Origin of the sequence: Streptomyces sp. NBC_01017, assembly GCF_045162795.1 — a bacterium.
GTDB classification, from domain to species: Bacteria; Actinomycetota; Actinomycetes; order Streptomycetales; family Streptomycetaceae; genus Streptomyces; species Streptomyces machairae.
In genome coordinates, this window is the sequence record NZ_CP108683.1 from 2,704,226 (window position 1) to 2,722,629 (window position 18,404).

19 protein-coding genes are annotated in these 18,404 nt (G+C 72.2%); 8 read left to right on the top strand and 11 right to left on the bottom strand.

What is annotated here, in order from left to right; genetic code table 11:
• Window positions 1–142: 142 nt before the first annotated feature.
• A complete protein-coding gene (locus OG331_RS12545) occupies window positions 143–799 on the top strand; it encodes a phosphatidylserine decarboxylase (protein WP_048579466.1) in 657 nt (218 codons plus the stop codon).
• Entirely contained in the window at window positions 786–1,646 is an 861-nt protein-coding gene (gene pssA / locus OG331_RS12550; protein ID WP_406195145.1) for a CDP-diacylglycerol--serine O-phosphatidyltransferase, read from the top strand. The genes OG331_RS12545 and pssA overlap by 14 nt, the downstream gene beginning before the upstream one ends.
• 591 nt (window positions 1,647–2,237) lie before the next feature.
• On the opposite strand, the gene OG331_RS12555 is transcribed toward pssA, so the two are convergent.
• A complete protein-coding gene (locus tag OG331_RS12555) occupies window positions 2,238–3,356 on the bottom strand; it encodes a glycerate kinase (protein WP_406209980.1) in 1,119 nt (372 codons plus the stop codon).
• Window positions 3,357–3,548: 192 nt separating this feature from the next.
• Here OG331_RS12555 and OG331_RS12560 point away from each other — a divergent pair, with 192 nt between their 5' ends.
• The 4 genes from OG331_RS12560 (at window position 3,549) to OG331_RS12575 (ending at window position 6,406) form a co-directional block, all read left to right on the top strand.
• The gene (locus OG331_RS12560; RefSeq protein ID WP_406195147.1) at window positions 3,549–4,649 is read left to right on the top strand and encodes an ADP-ribosylglycohydrolase family protein; all 1,101 of its coding nucleotides are present in this window, start codon (window positions 3,549–3,551) and stop codon (window positions 4,647–4,649) included.
• Window positions 4,650–4,704: 55 nt separating this feature from the next.
• Window positions 4,705–5,199, top strand: coding sequence for an NUDIX domain-containing protein (locus OG331_RS12565; RefSeq protein ID WP_406195149.1), 495 nt, complete (start codon window positions 4,705–4,707; stop codon window positions 5,197–5,199).
• 98 nt (window positions 5,200–5,297) lie between these two features.
• Complete coding sequence (locus tag OG331_RS12570) at window positions 5,298–6,023, top strand: SIR2 family NAD-dependent protein deacylase (protein ID WP_406195152.1); 726 nt, start codon at window positions 5,298–5,300, stop codon at window positions 6,021–6,023.
• Window positions 6,024–6,037: 14 nt separating this feature from the next.
• The gene (locus tag OG331_RS12575; protein WP_406195154.1) at window positions 6,038–6,406 is read left to right on the top strand and encodes a VOC family protein; all 369 of its coding nucleotides are present in this window, start codon (window positions 6,038–6,040) and stop codon (window positions 6,404–6,406) included.
• A gap of 7 nt (window positions 6,407–6,413) precedes the next feature.
• Here OG331_RS12575 and OG331_RS12580 read toward each other — a convergent pair whose 3' ends face one another.
• Together OG331_RS12580 and OG331_RS12585 are read right to left on the bottom strand one after the other, a co-directional pair.
• Window positions 6,414–6,896 carry a methylated-DNA--[protein]-cysteine S-methyltransferase gene (locus OG331_RS12580; protein WP_406195156.1) on the bottom strand — a complete coding sequence of 161 codons (483 nt, stop codon included), beginning with the start codon at window positions 6,894–6,896 and terminating at the stop codon, window positions 6,414–6,416.
• Window positions 6,897–6,915: 19 nt separating this feature from the next.
• The gene (locus OG331_RS12585) at window positions 6,916–8,436 is read right to left on the bottom strand and encodes an AlkA N-terminal domain-containing protein (protein ID WP_406195158.1); all 1,521 of its coding nucleotides are present in this window, start codon (window positions 8,434–8,436) and stop codon (window positions 6,916–6,918) included.
• Between the two features lie 162 nt (window positions 8,437–8,598).
• On the opposite strand from OG331_RS12585, the gene OG331_RS12590 reads away from it, so the two are divergent.
• Window positions 8,599–8,961 (top strand): ArsR/SmtB family transcription factor, encoded by a 363-nt coding sequence (locus tag OG331_RS12590; protein ID WP_406195160.1) that lies wholly within the window; start codon window positions 8,599–8,601, stop codon window positions 8,959–8,961.
• 42 nt (window positions 8,962–9,003) lie between these two features.
• Here the strand turns inward: OG331_RS12590 and OG331_RS12595 are convergent, their stop codons facing one another.
• The gene (locus OG331_RS12595) at window positions 9,004–9,468 is read right to left on the bottom strand and encodes a hypothetical protein (protein WP_406195162.1); all 465 of its coding nucleotides are present in this window, start codon (window positions 9,466–9,468) and stop codon (window positions 9,004–9,006) included.
• 79 nt (window positions 9,469–9,547) lie between these two features.
• Entirely contained in the window at window positions 9,548–11,077 is a 1,530-nt protein-coding gene (locus OG331_RS12600) for an FAD-dependent monooxygenase (RefSeq protein WP_406195164.1), read from the bottom strand.
• Window positions 11,078–11,192: 115 nt separating this feature from the next.
• Between OG331_RS12600 and OG331_RS12605 the strand changes: the two genes are divergently transcribed.
• Window positions 11,193–12,524, top strand: coding sequence for a Gfo/Idh/MocA family protein (locus OG331_RS12605; protein ID WP_406195167.1), 1,332 nt, complete (start codon window positions 11,193–11,195; stop codon window positions 12,522–12,524).
• Between the two features lie 13 nt (window positions 12,525–12,537).
• Here OG331_RS12605 and OG331_RS12610 read toward each other — a convergent pair whose 3' ends face one another.
• From OG331_RS12610 to OG331_RS12635, 6 genes are read right to left on the bottom strand one after another with little or no spacing between them, the layout of a single operon-like run.
• On the bottom strand, window positions 12,538–13,047 hold the full coding sequence (locus OG331_RS12610) for an O-acetyl-ADP-ribose deacetylase (protein ID WP_406195170.1): 510 nt from the start codon (window positions 13,045–13,047) through the stop codon (window positions 12,538–12,540).
• 37 nt (window positions 13,048–13,084) lie between these two features.
• The gene (locus OG331_RS12615; protein WP_406195173.1) at window positions 13,085–14,272 is read right to left on the bottom strand and encodes a cytochrome P450; all 1,188 of its coding nucleotides are present in this window, start codon (window positions 14,270–14,272) and stop codon (window positions 13,085–13,087) included.
• The gene (locus OG331_RS12620; RefSeq protein WP_406195175.1) at window positions 14,269–15,669 is read right to left on the bottom strand and encodes an alkaline phosphatase family protein; all 1,401 of its coding nucleotides are present in this window, start codon (window positions 15,667–15,669) and stop codon (window positions 14,269–14,271) included. Before OG331_RS12620 ends, OG331_RS12615 begins: the two co-directional genes overlap by 4 nt.
• Complete coding sequence (gene eboE / locus OG331_RS12625) at window positions 15,666–16,823, bottom strand: metabolite traffic protein EboE (RefSeq protein ID WP_406195177.1); 1,158 nt, start codon at window positions 16,821–16,823, stop codon at window positions 15,666–15,668. Before eboE ends, OG331_RS12620 begins: the two co-directional genes overlap by 4 nt.
• Before the next feature lie 7 nt (window positions 16,824–16,830).
• Window positions 16,831–17,685 (bottom strand): TatD family hydrolase, encoded by an 855-nt coding sequence (locus OG331_RS12630; RefSeq protein WP_406195180.1) that lies wholly within the window; start codon window positions 17,683–17,685, stop codon window positions 16,831–16,833.
• Window positions 17,686–17,687: 2 nt separating this feature from the next.
• Window positions 17,688–18,362: an EboA domain-containing protein gene (locus OG331_RS12635; RefSeq protein ID WP_406195182.1), complete on the bottom strand. Its 675-nt coding sequence runs from the start codon at window positions 18,360–18,362 to the stop codon at window positions 17,688–17,690.
• Window positions 18,363–18,404 lie beyond the last annotated feature (42 nt).

Consider the following 18,404-nt stretch of genomic DNA (forward strand, 5'->3'; position numbering starts at 1 on the left):
GAAGAAGATCACACCCCGTCAATACTCTTCAGCCGCCGACTCGGCTTCCTGGCTTGCCCAGTTGTGGCCCGCGCCCGGTACGATCCCCGGAAAGCCGCCGTCCCCCGTCGAAGCGCGGCATCATCCGCTACGAAGGTCATCCATGCCCCACAGCCAAACCTCTGCACCTCGCGACAGCCGGGCCGGCGTACGCCTCGCGCGCGGAGCATCGCCGTGGCTTCTCCCGACCGTCGCCACCGCAGCCCTCAGCCTGGCCCGCGCACGCCGCTCCGGCGTCGCCAAGGCCGTGGCCGTGCCCGCCACCGCGCTCGCGGCGGGCATGCTGTGGTTCTTCCGCGACCCCGAGCGCGAGATCGCCCAGGGCCGGGTCATCTCTCCCGCCGACGGTGTGGTGCAGAGCATCATGCCGTGGAAGGACGGCCGCACCCGCGTCGCGATCTTCATGAGCCCGCTCAACGTCCACGTCAACCGTGCGCCGCTCTCCGGCACGGTCACGTCCGTGGAGCACATCCCTGGCGGGTTCGTTCCGGCGTTCAACAAGGAGAGCGAGAACAACGAGCGCGTAGTCTGGCACTTCGACACCGAACTCGGCGACATCGAGATGATCCAGATCGCCGGCGCGGTGGCCCGTCGCATCGTTCCTTACATCCCGCAGGGCACGAAGGTCGAGCAGGGCGACCGTATCGGTCTGATCCGCTTCGGCTCGCGCGTCGACATCTACCTGCCCGAGGGCGTGGAGGTCGCGGTCGAGGTCGGGCAGAAGACCGTGGCTGGGGTGACTCGCATTGACCGTGATTGATCCTGAGACACAGCCGGGCTGGGTGCCCGAGGCCGACGAGGTCGACGAAGAGGAGGAGATGCCTCTTTCTCTCCGCCTGTCGATAGCGGACACCCTCACCCTCGGCAACGCCACGTGCGGCTTCATGGCGGTGTACTTCACCACCACCGGCATCCTGATCCCGCACCTCACGGGTGACAATTCGGGCATGGCCCGCAACAGCGCGGCCACGGCAGTGATACTGATGCTGTGCGCGGCTGTCTTCGACCTGTTCGACGGCCTCGTCGCCCGCAAGCTCCGGTCGTCGCCGATGGGTGCCGAGCTGGACAATCTCTCCGATCTGATCAGCTTCGGGCTGGCGCCCGCGTACTTCGTGCTCGTGTACGGCATGGTCGCGAGGGACGCGCATGAGCGGGTCGCCGCGGTGGGCGCGATCGTTGTGCTGTTGGCGGTGGTGCTGCGGCTTGCCCGCTTCTCATGCGTCACCGTGAAGGACGGCACGTTCCAGGGCATGCCCTCGCCATTCGGTGCACTCACGGTCGTCTCGATCGTGCTGCTCGAGCTGCCGTTCGAGGCGACGCTGCTGGCGGTCGTCGGCACCGCGTGGCTGATGGTGAGCCGGGTCGAGTACCCGAAGCCACGGGGCGTCCTCGCAGTGGCGGTGCTCGGCTGGATCGTGACGGCCATGGGCATGCTGGCGGCGTGGGCGTTCGACGCGCCGGGCGGCCAGGTGTTGCTGCAGATGGGCTGCGCGCTGCAGATCGTGATGGCGGCGACGATTCCGCTGTTCGCCACGGCTCGCCGGGTGAATACCTTCCGTGACAACCGGCGTGAGAGCCGCGAGGCGCGGGCGGCACAGGTCCCGTAGGCCGGCTTGTACGTAACCCGAGGGGCCCGGACCGAATCGTGATTCGGTCCGGGCCCCTCGGGTTTCCCGCCGCAGCCAGATGTCGGCGACGGACCGCCGGGCCATCTGCCAGGTCGCGGCCTCGTCCCGCCACACGCTGTACTGCCGGGACAGCCCCCACAGGCCCAGGGCGAGGTCCACGGCAGTGGTATCAGCCAGACCCGGCGGGCAGCGCCGCAGGATGGTGATGGGGCAGCTCATGGAGTCGTTCAGGTCCTTGGGATGGCGGAACCGGCCGAAGTCGGCCTCGGGCGTCTGATGCGACGCCTGAGACGCCGGAGGCGGGCCGAGCCGGAAGTGGCAACCAAGCTCGCCGGTTGCGTGCCTGCTGCCAGGCGATCCGAGCAGCCCACGGCCCCATCACGACGGACACGGCAAGCACCACGGCGATGGACCAGCCAGACAATGTCCCCAACCGCGTCGGGCCTCGCCTGAGCGGCCCGGAGCATGTGGCCCGGCCGGTTCCGTGGCCGCGTTGTACGCAGGCGGCGCCGGTCCCGGTCATGGCCGGGTGCGGGACGGCAGCCTCCGGGGTTGCCGTCCCGGCGACGGTCAGGTCAGGAAGTCCCGCGCGATCGACTCCGCCACGCGTTCCAGGAGAGGACCCGCCTGGGCCATGGACTTCGCCGGGTCCGGTTCGAGCGCCGACAAGGCGTACGCGCGGCGGATGCCCGCGTGGCCCAGGGCATCCGGGGGGAGGGCCAAACGGCCGCACACCGCGACGACCTCCTTGCCGGCCGCGCGGGCTGCGGCGGCGACGCCCGCCGGGGCCTTGCCGTGCAGGGTCTGCTCGTCCAGGGAGCCCTCGCCGGTGATGACGAGATCGGCCCGCTCCAGCGCGGGCGCGAAGCCCAGGACGTCGAGCATGACCTCGATGCCGGCGCGGAAGCGGGCGCCGATGAGGAGGGCGCCGTAGCCGATGCCACCGGCCGCGCCGGCACCCGGTGCGGCGGCGTGCTCGGCGGCCTTGGCGCCGACCGACTCCTCCAGCACCTTCGCGAAGTGCGCGAGCGCCGCGTCCAGCGTCGCCACGTCGTCCGGCGAGGCGCCCTTCTGCGGGCCGTACACCGCCGGTGCGCCCTTCGGGCCGGTCAGCGGATTGTCGACGTCGCTGGCGAGCACCAGTTCGACCGAGGCCAGCCTCGGGTCCAGGCCGGAGAGGTCCGCGGTGGCCAGGTCGCCCAGGCCTCCCCCGCCCGGCGTCACCGGCTCCCCGTCCGCGTCCAGGAACCGCGCGCCCAGCGCGCTCAGCATTCCGGCGCCGCCGTCGGTGGTGGCGCTGCCGCCGACGCCGAACACGATCGTGCGGGCGCCCGCGTCCAGCGCGGCCCGCAGCAGCTCGCCCGAACCGTGGGTGGACGCCGTGAGCGGCGCGAAGACTCCGGCGGGCAGCCGCTGCAGGCCGCTCGCCTCGGCCATCTCCACGACCGCCGTGTCGCCGCGCAGCGCGAACGCCGCCGTCACCTCGTGCCCGAGGGGCCCGGCGACCCTTACCTCCCGGCGCTCGAAACCGGCCGCGACCGCCGCGTCCACGGTCCCGTCGCCGCCGTCGGCCACGGGCATGGCCTCGACCCGGACGCCCGGCACGGCCCGGCGCAGACCGGCCGTCACCCGCTCGGCGACCTGCACGGCCGTCAGCGACCCCTTGAACTTGTCCGCGGCGATGAGCACGCGCTGTGTCACCTGTTTTCCCCTTGCTCTCCGGGCCTCGCGCATGTCAAGGCCAGTCGCGCCGCTGCGACCTTAACCGGAGGAGGCCCGTGACGTCATGCCCTGCCCGGAGCCTGAGAACGCCCTGCGGGCCCGCTGTGCGTACCGGCCGAACCCGGAGCGGACGCCCCCGGAATTGGGTAAACCGGTCCTATGACCCCTGTGGGCACTGAGCCGGAGCTCGCCGACCGCGTACTCGGAGGCTGGCTCGGCCGGATCGCGGGCAACATGCTCGGCAAGCCGGTCGAGCAGGGCGACCTGTGGACGCGGGACCGTATCGACCGCTATCTGCGGCAGGCCGCAGCCCTGCCCCTCACCGACTATCTCCCCGAGCCGGTCAGCGAGGACGACGGCTTCGAGCTGCGCCCCGAGTGGCGGCAGTGCGTGCGCGGCCGTATCCACGGCAGCTGCCGCGACGACGACGTCGACTACGCCATCCTCGGCCTCGACCTGCTGGAGACCCACGGCTTCGGCTTCAGCACCGAGCAGGTCGGCGACCTGTGGCTGCTGCGGCTGCCGTATCTGCAGACCTTCACGGCGGAGCGGGCCGCGTACCGCAACCTCGCGAACGGTCTGAAACCGCCGCTCACCGCCACGTACGACAACCCCTACCAGGAGTGGATCGGCGCCCTCATCCGCGCCGACATCTACGGCTGGACGTGCCCCGGCGACCCGCGTCGCGCCGCCGCCCTCGCCCGCCGGGACGCGGTGCTGTCGCACACCGGCAACGGGGTGTACGGCGCGATGTGGGCGGCGGCGCTGGTCGCGGCGGCGTTCACGGCGTCCACGGTCCGCCAGGCGGTCGACCAGGCGCTCGCCGTCATCCCGGCGAGCAGCCGCCTCGCCCGCACCGTACGCCGCGTCGTCTCGCTCCACGACACCCGGATGACCTGGGAGGACACGCTCACCACGGTCGCCGAGGAGACCGCCGGGCTCGGCTGGATCCACACCATCCCGAACGCGGCCGTGCTCACCGCCGGGCTGCTGTACGGCGACGGCGACTTCACCCGCAGCATCACCCTCACCGTGCGCGGCGGCCTGGACACCGACTCCAACGGGGCGACGGCCGGCTCGGTGGCGGGTGTGCTGACCGGGGCGCAGGCGATCCCGGACCAGTGGACCGGGCCGCTGGAGGACACCGTCCGCAGTGCGGTGTTCGGGTTCGACGGGATGCGGATCAGCGAGCTGGCGGAGCGGACGGTGCGGCTGGCGGAGGCGGAGGCCGAGGCGGCGGTACAGGGGGTGTTGCCCTAGCCTGTCGTCCGGGCGACGGGCGGGGCCGGGTGTCCGGGCTGGTTACGCTTCCCCAATGACCACCACGCCTGACTTCGCCGCGTACATCGCAACGCTCCCCCGCATCCTCGCCGGTGCCGCCGCCCTGTTCCGGGACGCCGAGGGCCGGGTGCTGCTCGTGGAGCCGAACTACCGCGAGGGCTGGGCGCTTCCGGGCGGCACGATCGAGTCCGACGACGGCGAGACGCCCCGCCAGGGAGCGCGCCGTGAGACGGCCGAGGAGATCGGCCTGGACCGTGACCTGGGCCGGCTGCTCGCGGTGGACTGGTCGCACGGCACGGGGCGGCCGCCGCTGATGGCGTACCTGTACGACGGCGGGGTCCTCGGCGAGGACGACTTGAAGGCGATCCGGTTGCAGGAGGAGGAGCTGCTGTCCTGGCGGCTCGTTGCGCGCGAGGAGATCACGGCTCATCTGCCGGGCTCTCTGGGCCGCCGCGTCCTGGCCGCACTGGACGTGCTCGCGGACGGCGGGGGAACGGTGGAGCTGGAGAACGGTCACCGGGTGGGCTGACCGGCGGCGGGAGCACCGGACCGGCCGACGGCGGCGGGCTCGGGGCACCTCGAATATCCATTCGCGGCCCGTACGACGCCCGTCCTACCCTCGGCAGCATGACCAAGCCCCTCGTCGCCCTCCTCAGCGGCGCCGGTATCTCGACCGACTCCGGCATCCCCGACTACCGCGGGCCGAACGGGCTGTGGCGGCGGGACCCCGAGGCCGAGAAGCTCGTGACGTACGAGTACTACATGGGCGACCCGGAGATCCGGCGGCGCTCGTGGCAGATGCGACGCAAGAACCGCACCCTCAAGGCCGAACCCAACGCGGCGCACCGGGCGGTGGCCGAGCTGGAGCGGTCCGGGGTGCCGGTGCGGGTGATCACGCAGAACGTGGACGGGCTGCACCAGCTCGCCGGGATGCCCACCCGCAAGGTGCTCGAACTGCACGGCAGCGCGCGGAGTGTGGTCTGCACGAAGTGCCACGCCCGCGGGCCGATGGAGGACGCGATCGCGCGGGTCGAGGCGGGGGAGGACGACCCGCCGTGCCTGGAGTGCGGCGGTGTCCTCAAGTCGGCGACCGTCATGTTCGGCGAGCGGCTCGATCCGGTGGTCCTCGGTGAGGCGGTCGCGATCACCAAGGCGTGCCAGGTGTTCATCGCCGTCGGCACCACCCTCCAGGTGCAGCCCGCCGCAGGCCTCGCGGGCGTCGCCGCCGACCACGGCGCCCGGCTCGTCATCGTCAACGCCGAGCCGACGCCGTACGACGACCGCGCCGACGAGGTGATCCGCGAGCCGATCGGCACCGCGCTGCCGAAGCTGCTGCGCGGGCTGGGCGAGTAGCCCAGAATGCGATCATGACCTCTCGGATACGCCATGTGACGATCGACTCCGCCGACGCCTACGCCCTCGCCGGCTTCTGGTCCCAGGTGCTCGGCCTGCCCGTGCACGAGGACGACGAGCCCGGGGACGAGGAGGTGTTGATCGAGGGCGCGGGCCTGCTGTTCGTCACCGTCCCGGAGCGCAAGACCCTCAAGAACCGGATCCATGTGGACCTTCAGCCGCAGGACCGCACCCGTGACGAGGAGGTCGAGCGGCTCCTGACCCTGGGCGCCGCCCTGGTCGACGACCGCCGCACCCCGGACGGCCGGGGCTGGGCGGTCCTGGCCGACCCGGAGGGCAACGAGTTCTGCGTGGAGCGCGGGGCTGCGGAGCGGGTCGGCTAGCCGGGGCTCAGAACAGCGCGCTTCCGTTCTCGAAGTCCAGCAGGCGCTGCTTGCGGTCCAGGCCGCCGCCGTAGCCCGTGAGGCTGCCGTTCGCGCCGACGACGCGGTGGCAGGGGACGATGATGCCGATCGGGTTCTTGCCGTTGGCGAGGCCGACCGCGCGGGAGGCGCCGGAGTTGCCGAGGGTGTCGGCGAGTTCGCCGTAGGAGCGGGTCTCGCCGTACGGGATCTTCCGTAGGTGCTCCCAGACGCTGCGCTGGAACGGTGTTCCGCTCAGACGGAGTTCGAGGGTGAACTCCTTCAACTCACCCTCGAAATAGGCCTCCAGCTGGTCCTCGGCCTCCCGGAAGAGTGACTCGTCGCGGGTGCCGAAGGTCTCCTCCGGTGGTCGGTGCCGTTGGTCGGTCATGTAGAGGCCGCACAGGACGCCGTCCTCGGCGACCAGCGTGAGGGGGCCGTACGGGCTGTCGATGAGGGTGTGCTGCTTCATCAGGAGGTCCTTGACGTGCTCAGACGGGGAGGAAGTTGATCGGGTGGCTGTCCGTCGCCCACAGGTACTGGACGGCGTACGCCCGCCACGGGCGCCACGCGGCCGCCCGGGCCGTGAGGGCCGCGGGAGTGGACGGCAGGCCCAACTCCTGGGCGGCGCGGCGGATTCCGAGGTCGGTGGGGAGGAAGGCGTCGGGGTCGCCGAGGGCGCGCATCGCGATGACGTCGACCGTCCAGGGGCCGAAGCCGGGCAGGGCCAGGAGCCGGGCCCGGGTCTGTGGCCAGTCGCTGTCCGGGCCCAGGCGGACTTCGCCGTCGGCGAGTTGGCGGACCAGGGTGGTGAAGGTCGTACGGCGGGAGCGGGGCATCGCCAGTGTCTCCGGGTCCAGCGAGGCCAGAGCCTCGGGGGCCGGGAAGAGGTGGGTGAGGCCGCCCTCGGGGTCGTCGACCTGCTCGCCGTGGGCGGTGACCAGACGGGCCGCGTGGGTGCGGGCTGCCGCCGTGGAGACCTGTTGGCCGAGCACGGCCCGTACGGCGAACTCCGCTTCGTCGACCGTGCGCGGCACCCTCCGGCCGGGCGCCTTGTCGACCAGGGGCGCCAGCAGCGGATCCGTGCGCAACTGGTCGTCGATCGCCACCGGATCGGCGTCCAGGTCCAGCATCCGCCGGCACCGGCTGATCGCGACGGTCAGATCGCGCAGGTCGCTGAGGGTGAGGCGGCAGGCGATGTGGTCGGGCTGGGGGGTCAGCGACACGATGCCGTGGCCGTACGGCAGCCTGAGCGTGCGCCGGTACGCGCCGTCCCGCCACTCCTCCACGCCGGGGACCGCGGTCGCCGCGAGGTGGCCGAAGAGGTTGTCGGGGTTGAGGGGGGCGCGGAACGGCAGGCGCAGCGTCAGGGCGCCGGCGGTGTTCGCCGAGACCCCGGGAATCCCCGGAGATCCCGAAGTCACCGGGCTGCTGCGCGGTGCCGCGCGGGTGCGCAGCTCGGTCGGGGCGAGGGCGTAGACCTCGCGCACGGTGTCGTTGAAGGTGCGGATGGACGCGAACCCGGCCGCGAAGGCGATGTCCGCCATGGGCAGGGGCGTCGTCTCGATGAGGAGGCGGGCCGCCTGGGCGCGCTGGGCGCGGGCCAGGGCGAGGGGGCCGGCGCCCAGTTCGGCGAGAAGCTGGCGTTCGATCTGCCGGGTGCTGTAGCCGAGGCGGGCGGCGAGGCCGGGGACGCCCTCGCGGTCCACGACTCCGTCGGCGATGAGCCTCATCGCGCGGGCGACGAGATCGGCGCGCTGGTTCCACTCCGGGGAGCCGGGGCTGGTGTCCGGCCGGCAGCGCTTGCACGCCCGGAATCCGGCCTGCTGGCAGGCGGCGGCGCTCGGGTGGAACCGCATGTTCTCCGGCTTGGGCGGGACCACCGGGCAACTGGGCCGGCAGTAGATCCCGGTCGTGACGACCGCGGTGAAGAACCAGCCGTCGAAGCGGGCGTCCTTGGACTGGACGGCGCGCACGCAGCGCTCGGTGTCGGTGTGCATCCCCTTCTGCATGGGTCCAGCATCGTCCACGCGGGGCGAGGCGGGCTGGCGAGAATCCGACATCAACCTCGGCTGGGCTGGGAGCCGCCGGATCACCCGAGCCCCGCCCGAGCCCGATCCGAGACACATGAAGAAGCATTCATGTGTTCATGTACGATGAGTAAGATACCCGGCATGGGTCATGGAGCCGTCACCGCCGCGCAGGACGCAGCCGAGCGCGTACGCCTGGACGCGGCCAACGTCGCCAAGGTGGCCACCACCCTCCAGGCCCTCTCCACCCCCTCCCGCCTGCTGATCCTGGCGCGACTGCGCGAGGGGCCGCTGCCCGCCACGGAGCTGGCGGCGGAGGTGGGCATGGAGCAGTCCGCCTGCTCGCACCAGCTGCGGCTGCTGCGCAACCTGGGACTGGTGGTGGGTGAGCGGCGCGGTCGTTCGGTCGTCTACGCGCTGCACGACCACCATGTCGCCGAGCTGCTCGACCAGGCCGTGTACCACGTGGAGCATCTGCGCCTGGGCATCAGCGACACGACTGAGTGAGCCGCGCCGGACGACCCGGGGCCGCCTCCGCCGACGGCGGCGCTACGACGCGCTCGGCGCGGGCTTCGGGCCCACACCCCGCAACTGCTGGATTTTTCCGCCCAGTTGGGGCCGGAGCCGGTCCAGCACCTCCGGCTTCGCGCTGACCACCCAGCGGGTGCCCACGAGGTACTTGCCGCCGTAGACGGCAGCCGCGTCCAGCCAGGTGAGCTTGAACTTCTCCTGCGGGAACGTGGTGATGAGGTAGTCGCCCTTCTTCGTGTGGCAGACGCCCTCGCGCAGTTCGTCGGCCTCGGTCCGGATCTTGACCTTGCAGCCCGTCAGGCCGGCGATCACCTCGACCTTCGCCGGGGCCACGACGCCGGCGACGGTGGCGGAGACATTCGCCGGGGTGCTCTTCGCGGCGGCTCCGTCGTCCTCACCTCCGCCGCACGCGGTGGTCAGGAGCAGGAGGGCCAGACTGCCGACCGTCGCGATACGGCCGATGCTTCCTCGGTGTGACTGCACGATTCTTCCCCGGTGCTTCCTCGGTGTGACGGCGCGCAGAGTGGTACGGATCAGCGCCGCGAACCGTTCACCCGTGGTGTCACGCGGTGGCGATCGGCAGCCAGCGGGCGGCGTAGGCGCGCAGCCCCTCCAGGCCGGCACCGCGCGCGACGTAGCCGACGTGGCCGTCGGGGCGTACGAGCGCCTGGGCGACGCCCGGCCAGGGGCTCCGGTCGGCGAGGCGGTGCACGGTGATCAGATCGGTCCGGCCGGCCAGGAGCGGGGCGAGCCGCTGGTCCGGCCAGAGGCGCGGGGGTCCGGTCAGGAGCAGATGCCAGCCGGGTGCGGCGACGCGGGCCTGGAGCCCGTGCGGCCGGTCGGGCAGGCGGTCCCCGGCGCGTGGTCCGCGGCGGAGCGATCGGGTGCCCGTCGTCGAGGCGGGGCTGCGGCGGTAGTGGATGCCGAGTTCGGAGACGGTACGGAAGACCCGGCGGCGGGGCATCGTCGCGCGCACCGCCAACGGGGCCAGGCGCGGGACGAGTTGCTCGCGGGCAAAGCGCAGGACGGGGTGGGGGCTGGTGCCGATGACGAACGCGCGGTCGGTGAACCGCCGTACCTCGCGGCCGACCGGGGCACGCTCGCTCGCGTACGTCTCCAGCAGCTCCTGCGGTGCGGCGCCCCGGCACCCGAGGGCGAGTTTCCAGCCCAGGTTGAGGGCGTCCTGTATGCCGGTGTTCATGCCCTGCGCCCCGGCCGGACTGTGGATGTGGGCGGCGTCGCCCGCCAGGAAAACGGGTCCGGAACGGTAGTGGGCGGCCCCGCGGTTGTGGAGCCGGAAGTCGGTCATCCAGACGGGATCCCGCAGGACCAGTCCCTGCGCGCCGTACCGCTCGGCGATCCGTTGCAGCAGCGGCACCGTCACCTCGCCGTCCGGTGCGTCGGCCGGCCGCACGGCGAGCATGCGCCAGGATGCCGGCGTGACCAGCGGGAAGAAGAACACCATCCCGCCCCCGGTCATGTAGGAGTGCACGGAGCCCGGCTCCAGCCCGTCCACCTCCAGGTCGGCGAGCAGATAGGTGTGCGGATAGGAGTAGCCCTCGAAGCCGATGCCGGCCTCGGCGCGCACCGTGCTGTGTGCGCCGTCGCAGCCCACGACGTAGCGCGCCGTCACGGCTTCCTCCGTACCGTCCCGGCCGCGCAGTCGGCAGACGACGTGGGAGCCCTGCCGCTCCAGCCCGACCAGCTCGGTGCCGCGCTCGACGGGCACCTCCCCCGCCGCCAGATGCTCGGCGAGCACGCTCTCCGTCTCGGCCTGCGAGAGGAACAGCAGGAAGGGGTACGGCGTGTCGGTCACCCCGATGTCGAAGAGCGGCACCGACACCGTGCGCCGGGTCAGGTGCAGGCTCAGCCGCACCGCGGGATTGCCCCGGGCCACGAGCCGGTCGGTGACACCGAACCCCGCCAGCGCTTCCAGGGTGCGGGGCTGGATGCCGAGCGCCCTGGACTCGCGCACCCGGTCGAGGGAGCGGTCGACGATGCGGAACTCGGTTCCGTAGGAGCGCAGTTGCGCGGCGAGCGCGAGCCCTGTGGGCCCGGCGCCGACCACCAGCACGTCCAGGGATGCCGTCATGGGTCCACGGTAGACAGGCACGCGGTCGGTTTCATTGACGGGGTCAGCGCTCACCCCTATGTTCTGGTCGCAGTTACGCATGACGTTCGACATACCGAACCTATGGGAGTCCTGCATGCCCCCCGACACCGCACACCGTCGCGCCGCCGTGGCCGGTCTGGGTGCCCGTGCCCGGCTGTTCACCGAGGCCCTGGCCGGTCCCCATGCGGAACGGTTCGAGCCGGCCGGATTCTGCGATGTCAACTCCCACCGCATGGCCGTCCACAACGCCTGGCTCGCGGATGCCCACCCGGGCCGGGCGCCCGTACCGTCGTACGGAGCCGGGGACTTCGACGAGATGCTGCGGCGCGAGCGGATCGACCTGGTCGTGGTGTGCACGGTGGACCACACCCACGACGACTACATCGTGCGGGCTCTGGAGGCCGGCTGCGATGTCGTCACCGAGAAGCCCATGACCACGGACGCCGACAAGGCCCGCCGCATCCTCGACGCACAGCAGCGCACCGGCCGCGAGGTGCGGGTCGCCTTCAACTACCGTTACAACCCGGTGCATTCGGCGGTACGGGAGATCGTCGCGTCCGGGGAGATCGGCGAGGTCGGCTCGGTGCACTTCGAGTGGCTGCTCGATCTGCGGCACGGCGCCGACTACTTCCGCCGCTGGCACCGCGACAAGGCCAACTCCGGCGGCCTGATGGTGCACAAGTCCACACACCACTTCGACCTGGTCAACTGGTGGCTGGGCAGCCGTCCCGAGACCGTCTACGCGCAGGGCGGCCTGTTCTTCTACGGCGACGAGGCCGGCCGGCGCCGCGGCCTCGCCCGTGACTACGACCGCGCCCACGGCTCCCCCGCCGCCGGGACCGACCCCTTCGCCGTACACCTGGCCGACTCGCCCCTGCTCAGTGCCCTGTACCTGGACGCGGAGGCGGAGGACGGCTACCACCGCGACCGGAACGTGTTCGCGCCCGGCGTGAGCATCGAGGACGACATGGCGGTCCTGGTCCGCTACGCCACCGGCGCCACCCTCACCTACCACCTGACGGCGTACTCCCCCTGGGAGGGCTACCGGATCGCCTTCAACGGCAGCGAAGGGCGCCTGGAGCTGCTGGTGGAGGAGTCGACGTGGACCCGCCCCCGGCCGCGCACGGACACCTCCGACCCCGTCCTGCACGGCGCCGAGGTGGAGGAGACCGCCGGACGCACCGAGCTGCTGCTGCGCCGCTTCTGGGAGAAGCCGCGCGAGATCAAGGTGGCGACCGGCGAGGGCGGGCACGGCGGCGGTGACGTACGCATGCTGGTGGACCTCTTCGGCACCCGGGCGCCGGACCCCCTGCACCGCGCGGCGGACGCGGCCGACGGCGCCCGCTCCCTGGTCACCGGCCTCGCCGCGAACCGCTCCTTCGAGACGGGCCTGCCGGTACGGACGCGGGATCTGCTGGACCTCTGACGGCGGACCGCGCTCACCCGGCCTGCCGGGCGAACTCCTCGTACGCCGCCTTGTCGAAGAGGACGAATCTGACCTCCTCGACCGACGTCTTCGCCGCCCGCACGGTCGCGACCGCGATCCGGGCGCCGTCGTCCATCGGCCAGCCGTAGACGCCGGTGGAGACGGCGGGGAAGGCGACCGTCCTGGCACCCAGCTCGTCGGCCACCCGAAGCGACTCCCGGTAGCAGGAGGCCAGCTGCTCGGAGCGGTCCTCGGTGGCCGCCCAGACCGGGCCCACCGTATGGATCACCCAGCGTGCGTCCAGCTCCCCCGCCGTCGTGGCGACCGCCTGCCCGGTCGGCAGACCCTTGCCGTACCGGGAGGCGCGCAGCTCGCGGCACTCCGCCAGGATCGCCGGGCCGCCCCGGCGGTGGATCGCACCGTCGACTCCTCCCCCGCCGAGGAGGGAGGAGTTCGCGGCGTTGACGATCGCGTCGACGGACTCTCGCGTGATGTCGCCCTGGACGAGCCTGATGGTGGTCATGACTGCCTCTATAGCAGCCATGGGCACCGTCGGCCGGTCATGACCAGGCGACCGGCAGCGAGCGCACCCCGTGGACCGTGCTCGCCGACAGGGCGAGCGACTCGGGCGGGGCCGTCATGCGCAGGTTCGGGAGCCTGCGGAACAGGGTGGACAGGCCGAGGCGGAGTTCGGCGCGGGCCAGCGACTGGCCGAGGCACTGGTGCAGGCCGTGCCCGAAGGCGACGTGGCCGCTCGCGTCCCGGCGGACGTCGAGGGCGTCGGGGTCGGCGTACACGGACGGGTCGCGGTTGGCGGACTGCAACGCCACCACCACGCCTTCTCCCGCGCGGATACGGACGCCGGACAGGTCGACGTCCTCGGTGGCGACCCGCCGTATCCCGGAGTGGATGACGGTCAGATGGCGCAGGAGTTCCTCCACCGCGCCCGGCCACAGCGTGTCGTCGGCGCGCAGGGCGTCCAGCCCGGCGGGGTTGTGCAGCAGGGCGATCACGGCCAGCGGGAACATGTTCGCCGTCGTCTCGTGGCCGGCCAGGAGGAGCAGGGAGACCATGCCGGTCGCCTCGTCGAGCGTGGCCTCGCCGGTCGCGACGCGTTCCGTGGCCAGACGGGAGATCAGGTCGTCGGCGGGGTCGTGCGTGCGCCGCTCGATGAGGCCGCGCAGATAGCCGTAGAGCGCCATGCGGGCGGCCATCGCCTCGGCCGGGTCGCCGGCGACGCTGGTGAGGGCGTTGGACTTCTCCCGGAAGAAGCCGTGGTCCTCGTAGGGGACGCCGAGCAGTTCGCAGATGGCGAGGGTGGGCAGGGGCAGCGCGTACGAGGCGACCAGGTCGGCCTCCGTCGCGTCGCCGCCGGTCATCGCGTCCAGGAGGTCGTCGCAGATCCGCTGGATGGCGCCGTCCAGCTGCTCGATGCGCCGGAAGGTGAAGTCGGGGATCAGCATGCGGCGCAGCCGGGTGTGGTCCGGCGGGTCCATCTGGTGGAAGAGGCCGGGGGCCTGCGGCGGGGCGCCCGGTCGGGTGTGGGGGAAGTCGGGGTGGTTGGCGTCGGCGCTGAAACGCTCGTCGGCCAGGACCGTACGGGCGTCCTCGTACCGGGTGATCAGCCAGGGGCTGTTGTCGCCCCGGATCGTGACCCGGCGGATCGGCTCCTCGGACTGCCACTTGGCGTATTCGGGGGCCGGGTCGAGCAGGGGCCGGATGGTGGGGAGCGGCGGGTGGATCGTCATTTCTCCGTTCCTTCCGTGGGCAGGCCCGCGAGATCCAGCAGCAGCGACTTGACCTCCGTCGCCGCGTACGCCTCCCTCGCTCCGTCCGGCTCCGAGCACAGCAGTACGGGGCCGTGGTCGGGGTCGGCGGGCAGCCGGCCGTGACTGCCGCGGACGCCGGACGGGTTCAGCGGGACGGTCTTGAGGCGGTAGCGGAAGCCGAGCTTCTTGCGGGCGACCTGGCCGACGGCGCGCAGCTTCACCGCGGGGACGGTCTCGTCGTAGAGCAGCTCGGCGGGGTCGTAGCCGGGCTTGCGGTGGATCTCGACCTGGCGGGCGAAGTCGGGGGCCCGATCGTCGTCCAGCCAGTAGTAGTACGTGAACCAGGCGTCGGGGTCGGCGAGTGCGACGAGCTCGCCCGAGCGCTCGTGGTCCAGGCCGTGGGCCGCCTTGCCGTCGGCGTCCAGCACCTGGTCCACGCCGTCGAGTTCACCGACCAGTTTCGCGACCGCGTCGATGTCGGCCGGGTCGCGGACGTAGACGTGGGCGACCTGGTGGTCGGCGACCGCGAAGGCGCGCGAGGTCCAGGGGTCGAGGTACTCCATGCCGTCCTGCGTGTACACCTCCAGCAGGCCTGCCCGGCGCAGGGCGCGGTTGATGTCGACCGGGCGGGAGACGGGCGTGATGCCGTACTCGCTGAGCGCGACGACGGTGGCGCCCGCGCTCAGGAAGTGGTCGATCAACGGGCTTAGGGCGTCGTCGAGTCGGCGGGCCGCGGCGATGGTGGCGGGTGAGCCGGGGCCGGAGCGCTGGGGCTCGTAGTCCATCTGCGGGATGTAGACGAGTGTGAGGTCGGGGCGGTGTTCGTCGAAGACCTGGCGGGCGGCGGCCAGGATCCACTGGGTGGAGGGCATGCCCGCGTTCGGGCCCCAGTAGGTGAAGAGGGGGAACGGGCCGAGCCGGTCGGTGAGTTCGTCGTGCAGGGACGGCGGCCAGGTGTAGCAGTCGGGTTCCTTGCGGCCGTCGGAGTAGTAGACGGGGCGCGGGGTGACGGTCCAGTCGACGTCGGCTCCCATCGCGTACCACCAGCAGATGTTGGCGACCTTGTAGTCGGGGTTCGCCTTGCGGGCCGTCTCCCAGATCTTCTCGCCGCCGACGAGCGCGTTGTGCTGGCGCCACAGCATGACTTCGCCGAGGTCGCGGAAGTACCAGCCGTTGGCCACGGCGCCGTGCGTGGCCGGGGGTTCGCCGGTGAGCAGGGTGGACTGGACGGTGCAGGTCACGGCGGGGAGCACGGTGTCGAGGCGGGACTGGAAGCCGCGCTCGCCGAGGGCTGCCACGGCGGGCATGTGCCGGAGGAGATTCGGGGTCAGACCGACGATGTCGAGTACGACCACGCGGTTCGCCGATGCGGTCATGAGGGGTCCTCCTTGAGGCCGAGGCCGGTCAACCGGTCCCGGGCCCAGGCGAGTTCGGCGGCGATGCCGCCGGGCAGGTCGGTGGGCGGTTCGGGGAGGACGGACCAGGTGTAGGTCTCGACCTCGATGTGGTCGCAGCCGGCCGAGGCTGCGCCCAGCAGGCCGGCGAGGACCTGGTCGAGCTGGCCGGCGGTGGTGCGCAGCGGGGGTTCGGGCTCGGTGTGCAGCGGGGCGTGGAAGTGGACCCGCCAGGGGCCGCCGTCGGCGGGCAGGTCACCGTCGAGGGCGTCCGGGAGGTCGTCGGCGGCGAGGACGTCACCGTCGGCCGGCGTGCGGGTCTGGTGCAGGAACCGGGGTTCGGCGAGCCGGTGCAGGGCCGCGCGGGCGGCCGGGTCGGCCGGGTGCTCGGCCTCCACCGCGCAGGACGCCTGGAGTTTGACCACGGGCAGCCCGGCCTCCGCGAGCCGCCGCAGCGCCTCGGCCGGCTCCTCGAACTGCACGGCGAGATGGCAGGCGTCGAGGCAGACGCCGAGCCGGTCGGGGTCCAGTCCGCGCAGTTCCCGTACCGCCTGGGTGGTGGTCTCGACGACGCACCCGGGTTCCGGTTCGAAGCCGACGCGGATACGGCGGCCCGTCCACGCTTCCAGCGCGGCGAGCCCGGTGGTCAGCCGGTCCAGGGCGTGCCTGGCCTCGTCGGCACAGGCGCGCGTCCACGGGGTGCGCCACGCGAGCGGCAGTGTGGAGACGCTGCCGTGGCCGACGTCGTCCGGGAGGAGGGCGGCCAGGACGCGGGCGCAGTCCAGGGTGTACTTCAGCCGGGCCTCGTCGGCCCAGTCGGGCAGATAGACGTCCTTCTTGACGACCTCGCGGTGGAATCCGGCGTACGGAAAGGCGTTGAGGGTGACGGTCTCCAGGCCGCGTGCCCGCAGCTCCGTCCTCAGTCGCTCCAACGCCGCTTCGTCGTCGGCGAGTTCGGTGACCACCGGGCGCGCCAGCCACAGGCCGATCCCGAGCCGGTCGGCGCCGAGGCGCTCACGCACGGGCTCGGCGTACTGCGCGAGCTGGGCGATCACGCCCTTGAGGTCCTCCGCCTGGTGGACGTTGCTGCAGTAGCCGAGGTGGACGGTCGTACCGTCGGGATGCAGGAAGCGCATCTGATGCTCACGCTCCCCCGCGGCGTATGGAGTTGCCCTGGAAGGTGGCCGCCTCGTCCGGCTCGGGCTCCTCCAGCTCCAGCCGTCCGCTCCGGCCGTAGAAGGCGACGGGGTTGCGCCACAGCACCTCGTCCACGGCGTCGTCGTCGAACCCGGCGGCGAGCATGGCGTCGGCGGTCCTCCGCGTCTTCAGCGGGTCCGAACGCCCCCAGTCGGCAGCCGAGTTGACCAGCATCCGCGCTGTCCCGTGCTCTTTGAGGATCTCGACCATCCGGTCCTCGCTCATCTTGGTCTTCGGGTAGATCGAGAACCCGGCCCAGCAGCCGCTGTCGAGGACCATGCCGACGGTGAGCTCGTTGAGGTGGTCGAGGACGACGAGTTCGGGGGCGATGCCCGACTCCCGTACGACGTCCAGGGTGCGCCGGGTACCGGCGGCCTTGTCGCGGTGCGGGGTGTGCACGAGGGCCGGCAGCTCGTGCTCGATGGCGAGCTGGAGCTGACGGGCGAGCGCCTCGTCCTCCTCCGGGGTCATCGAGTCGTAGCCGATCTCGCCGACGGCGACGACCCGGTCCTTGGCGAGGTAGCGGTCCAGTTCGTCGAGGACCGGGAGGCAGCGGGGGTCGTTCGCCTCCTTCGGGTTGAGCGCGATGGTGCAGAAGTGCTGGATGCCGAACTGGGCGGCGCGGTGCGGCTCCCAGCCCAGCAGCCCGTCGAAGTAGTCGTAGAAGCTCTCGGGCGAGGTGCGGGGCTGCCCCAGCCAGAAGGCGGGCTCGACGACCGCGCGCACCCCGGCGGCGTACATCGCCTCGTAGTCGTCGGTCGTCCGGGAGGTCATGTGGATATGGGGGTCGAAGATCCGCACGGTCAGCCCTCTTCCTTGAGTGCCTGGTCGAGTTCTGCGCCGATGACGTCCGGGAAGGCACGGACGACGGGCAGGATGTCCTCGGGTACGTCCCGCCCCGCGACGATCCGCTCCTGGGCGAAGTCGGCGAGCATCCGGGCCAGTTCGCGGTCCGCGCGGGCGCCGACGCCACTGACGCGGTCGAGCGGGATCTCACAGAAGACGCACTTCAGTACGGCCTGGCGGTACTCGGCGTCCGGAAGGTGCGCGGCGGCGTAGGGGCCGAGGGCGGCCTCGATCAGGGTGGTGTCGTTGCCGCGCAGGGTTTCCCGTACGAGGGGCAGCGCGAGGTCGCCCAGGTCGAGCAGCGGCAGGGTGCGCAGGACGGCGCGCTGCTCCGCCGGGTCGCCGTGCCGGTGGAGGCGGGTGACCTCGTCGGCGAGCGCCTGGCCGCGCAGGGGCAGGGCCGTGAGCAGGACGGCCCGGGCGGCCTCGTCGACGGTCCAGTACGCGGTGAGGCGCCCGTGTCCGCAGCGCCTTCGGGCGGCGGGGAAGAGACGCCGTACGGCGCCGGGTTCGGCGGCAACCCTGGCGGCGCTGTCGTCCAGCCAGGTGCGGGCGGTGGGGTCCAGTACGTCGGTCAGGGCGGGGCGGGGGTGGTCCGGCGGAGCCGTGGGGGAGCCGGTTGTGACAACCATGGGGGGACAACTTCCGGGAGGGTGGGGCGAGTCGAGGCGAAT